Here is a 4,215-nt window from a genome sequence, read left to right as displayed (position 1 = left end):
TTTTCCATTTTCTCTGGCGTGAGCTTTGCCAGCAGCCGTGACAGGGTGGCACGGTACTCGCTGATCAGCGCACGCTCCTGTTTGCGCTCATCGGTGTAGCCGAAAGGATCGAAGGCCGTACCCCGCAGGAAGCGCAGCTTGGCCAGCACGCCGAAGGCCGGCATCATCCAGCTGCCGAAGGCCTGCTTGCGCAGGTGTCCCTTGTCGTCGCGCTTGGCCAGCAGCGGCGGTGCCAGGTGGAAGCGCAGCTTGTAATCCCCCTCGAACATGCCGGCGATCTTGGCGCGGAAGGCCGGCTCGGTGTAGAGGCGCGCGACTTCGTACTCATCCTTGTAGGCCATGAGCTTGAAGAGACAGGTGGCCACCGCGCGGCTCAGTTTGAGGCCGCGTCCCGCCTCACCCAGCGTGCTCTCACGCGCCCGCACTTCTTCCACGGCATCGCGATAGCTGCGCGCATAGGCGGCGTTCTGGTAAGCGCTGAGGAAGGCCACGCGGCGCTCCACCAGTTCATCCAGGGGCGGCGTGCGCTTGAATTCGATCACCTGGGCCGTCATGCCATTGCGGCCTGCTGCGGCCAGCACGAAGTCCACATCATGCGCAGCCACGCGGCCCCAGGCGAAGGCCTGCTTGTTGAACTCCACCTGCAGCGCGTTGAGTTCAATGGCGCGCAACAGGGCCGCTTCCGACAACGGCACCCATCCCTTTTGCCAGGCATAGCCGAGCATGAACATGTTGGTCGCGATCGCGTCGCCCATGAGCGCGGTGGCGATGCGGCCGGCATCGATCAGTGAAAGATTGTCCCGGCCGCAGGCCTTGGCGATCTCGCCTTCGCTGGTGGCGGTGGGGAATTGCCAGTCAGGATTGCGGACGAACGCGGCAGTGGGCATCTGCGTCGAATTGACCGCTGCATGGGTGCGCCCCTCGCCCATGCGTGAGAGGGCATCGCGGCCCGCAGTGACGATGACGTCGCAGCCGATGACCAGGTCAGCCATGCCGGTGCCCACGCGGGTGGACTGGATGTGCGCCGGGTCCTCGGCCACACGAACGTGCGACATTACCGGTCCGCCCTTTTGTGCCAGCCCGCTCATGTCCAGCACCGAGCAGGCGCGGCCTTCGACGTGAGCCGCCATGGCGATGATCTGGCCGATGGTAATCACGCCCGTGCCGCCTACGCCGGTGACCACGATGCCATACGGCTGGGCCAGCCCCGGCAGCACCGGTTCCGGCAGGGTCGGCAAGGCCGGCCCTGATTGCGTCTTGGCACGTACGGGTTTCTTCAGCTGGCCACCTTCTACCGTCACGAAGCTGGGGCAGAAGCCGTTCACGCAGGAATAATCCTTGTTGCAGGAAGACTGGTTGATCTGGCGCTTGCGGCCGAACTCGGTTTCCAGCGGCTCCACCGACAGGCAATTGGACTGCACGCTGCAATCGCCGCAGCCTTCGCACACCGCCTCGTTGATGACGGCGCGCTTGGCCGGGTCGGGATAGGCATTGCGTTTCCGACGACGGCGCTTCTCCGACGCGCAGGTCTGGTCATAGATCATGGCCGACACGCCCGGCTGTTCACGCAGTTCGCGCTGCACGGCATCGAGTTCGCTGCGATGGCGGATGGTCACGCCCTCAGCCCATTGGGTGCCGGCCGGATACTTGTCCGGCTCATCGGTGACCACGATGATGGGCCGCACATTTTCGGCGGCCAGCTGGCGCGAGATCATGGCCGGATCAAGCGGGCCATCGAACTCCTGGCCACCGGTCATGGCCACCGCATCGTTGTACAGGATCTTGTACGTGATGTTGACCTTGGCCGCGACCGAGGCGCGCACCGCCAACAGGCCGGAATGGAAATAGGTGCCGTCGCCCAGGTTGGCGAAGACGTGCTTTTCCGTCGTGAACGGTGCCTGGCCTACCCAGGTCACGCCCTCGCCGCCCATGTGGGTGAAGAGGCTGGTCTCGCGATCCATCCAGGTGACCATGTAGTGGCAGCCGATACCGGCCAGACCACGGCTGCCATCGGGCAGTTTGGTCGACGTATTGTGCGGACAGCCCGAGCAGAAATGCGGCACGCGGTCCTTGTCGGGATCGGGCTTGCTGCTGATGTTGAGGGCCGCTTCCTTGGCTTCGAGATAGGCCACGCGGGTGCGTACGCGCTGCTCCACCGGATGGCCGGCGAAGTAGCGCGAGATGCGCGTGGCAATCGCGCGTGCGATCTGCGCCGGATTGAGTTCATAGGTGGCCGGCAGCAGCCAGTTGCCATGGCCTTCGCGCTGCGAACCGCTCCATTCTCCGGTGTCATCGAATTTGCCGACCACGCGGGGTCGAACATCGTCGCGCCAGTTGTAGAGTTCTTCCTTTAACTGGTATTCAAGAATCTGCCGCTTCTCCTCGACCACCAGGATCTCGTCCAGACCCTGCGCGAATTCACGCACGCCTTCGGCTTCCAGCGGCCAGGTCATGCCGACCTTGTAGAGACGGATGCCGATGTCGGCGGCGACCTGTTCATCGATGCCCAGGTCTTCCAGCGCCTGGCGCGTATCGAGATAGGACTTGCCAGCAGTGATGATGCCGATGCGCGCACGCGGACTGTCCCAGATGATGCGGTTGAGTTTGTTCGCACGGGCATACGCCAGGGCGGCATACCACTTGTAGTTGATCATGCGCGCTTCCTGGCCCAGCACCGTATCCGGCATGCGGATGTTGAGGCCGTCGGGCGGCAGCTCGAAGTCCGGTAACTCTATCTTCACGCGCTCCGGATCGATCATCACCGACATGCCCGATTCGACCAGGTCGGTCACGCATTTCATCGCGACCCACAAGCCGGTGTAGCGGCTCATGGCCCAGCCGTGCAGGCCGTAGTCGAGATACTCCTGCACCGACGACGGATAGAGCACCGGTATGCCGCAGGCCTTGAGGATGTGCTCGCTCTGGTGTGCGGCGGTAGAGGACTTGGCGGCGTGGTCATCGCCTGCGATCACCAGCACGCCGCCATGTTTGGAGGTGCCTGCCATGTTGGCGTGCTTGAAGACATCGCCGCAGCGATCCACCCCCGGGCCCTTGCCATACCACAGCGAGAACACGCCGTCGTATTGCGCGCCCTTGAAGAGATTGACCTGCTGCGTGCCCCACACACTGGTGGCGGCCAGGTCTTCATTCATGCCGGGATGGAATTTGACCTGTTTGGCTTCCAGGTATTTGCGCGCCTTCTCGGCGGTCTGGTCGACCGAGCCCAGGGGGGACCCGCGATAGCCGGTGATGAAGCCGGCGGTGTTCAGGCCTGCGCGTTCATCGTATTGCCGCTGCAGCATCGGCAGGCGGATCAGCGCCTGGATGCCGGTCATGAAGACGCGGCCGCGCTCCAGTGCAAATTTGTCGTCCAGGGATACATCGTCCAGCAGCAGGCGTTGCCCGGCGGGTAGGGGTGCGTTCATGTGGTCTCCGTGCCAAAAATCTTGTTTTTGCCTTGCACATGCTCCCGCCAGTCACGCCCTGCACCCTGTCGCTGTGCGGCTACGCCGATCTGTCGGGAATCGGGAACACCTCAGTCTTGTGAACCGGGTGTCTTCAAGTTGTAGTGTCAAGTTAGCACAAGGGTGATCGGCCCGCTACGCGCGCCGCAGCAGGGTTTCCGGGCTTTTTTGCCTTGCAGGAAACTGTTTCCGCAGGTCCTGCGGCGTTAGTGGCAATGCAGAGAAGAAAATGCCGGAAAGCGAAAAACAACAACATTTCCGGCTGAAAAAAAAGGGCTGTGGAGTCCCCAAGTGTTACAAGCAAGACGTGAATGTAACAGCCCGTAAAAGCCGTTGGACCAGCTCGGCCGCTGACGTTTAATAGACCTCACTTGAACAGCGATTGATTGGTATCCGTTACTGTGCAAGGTTCCTCCCCTCTAGTGTTGAAAGCACCACTAGCTCGCGGATCCGGCCTCCCCTGTCGGATCCGCTTTTTTTATGTGCGCTCAGTTCGTCCCGAAGGGACGTGGCCGGGGGGTGCGCTCCGAGGAGGGCGGCAATATCGGGAGCACGATGCGGGGCTGGTCACCGGTGAGCGTCTTCAGGAAAGCCACCACCTTGGCATTGTCCTCGGCACTGAATTGCCGGCCAAGCTGGATGCGGGCCATGGTATCCACCGCTTCTGACAAGGTAGCCGCCGCGCCATCGTGGAAATAGGGATAGGTCAGTTCGACATTGCGCAAGGTCGGCACCTTGAAGGTGAAACGAT

The 4,215-nt window shown here is 62.5% G+C and carries 1 protein-coding gene and 1 pseudogene; both read right to left on the bottom strand.

Going from position 1 to position 4,215, the window contains the following annotated elements; genetic code table 11:
• Positions 1-3,425, bottom strand: a 3,425-nt coding sequence (locus B3873_RS25920) for an indolepyruvate ferredoxin oxidoreductase family protein (RefSeq protein WP_286869984.1), incomplete at its 3' end; no start/stop codon positions are given.
• Between the two features lie 527 nt (positions 3,426-3,952).
• Positions 3,953-4,215: pseudogene (locus tag B3873_RS25915) on the bottom strand (cytochrome C biogenesis protein CcsA); the annotation flags it as partial.

Origin of the sequence: Herbaspirillum sp. UBA812, from assembly GCF_002296545.1 — a bacterium.
In the GTDB taxonomy this organism is placed as follows: Bacteria; Pseudomonadota; Gammaproteobacteria; order Burkholderiales; family Burkholderiaceae_D; genus Herbaspirillum; species Herbaspirillum huttiense.
Note: the sequence above shows the minus strand (reverse complement) of the source record. Positions and strands in the feature narration are given on the sequence as shown.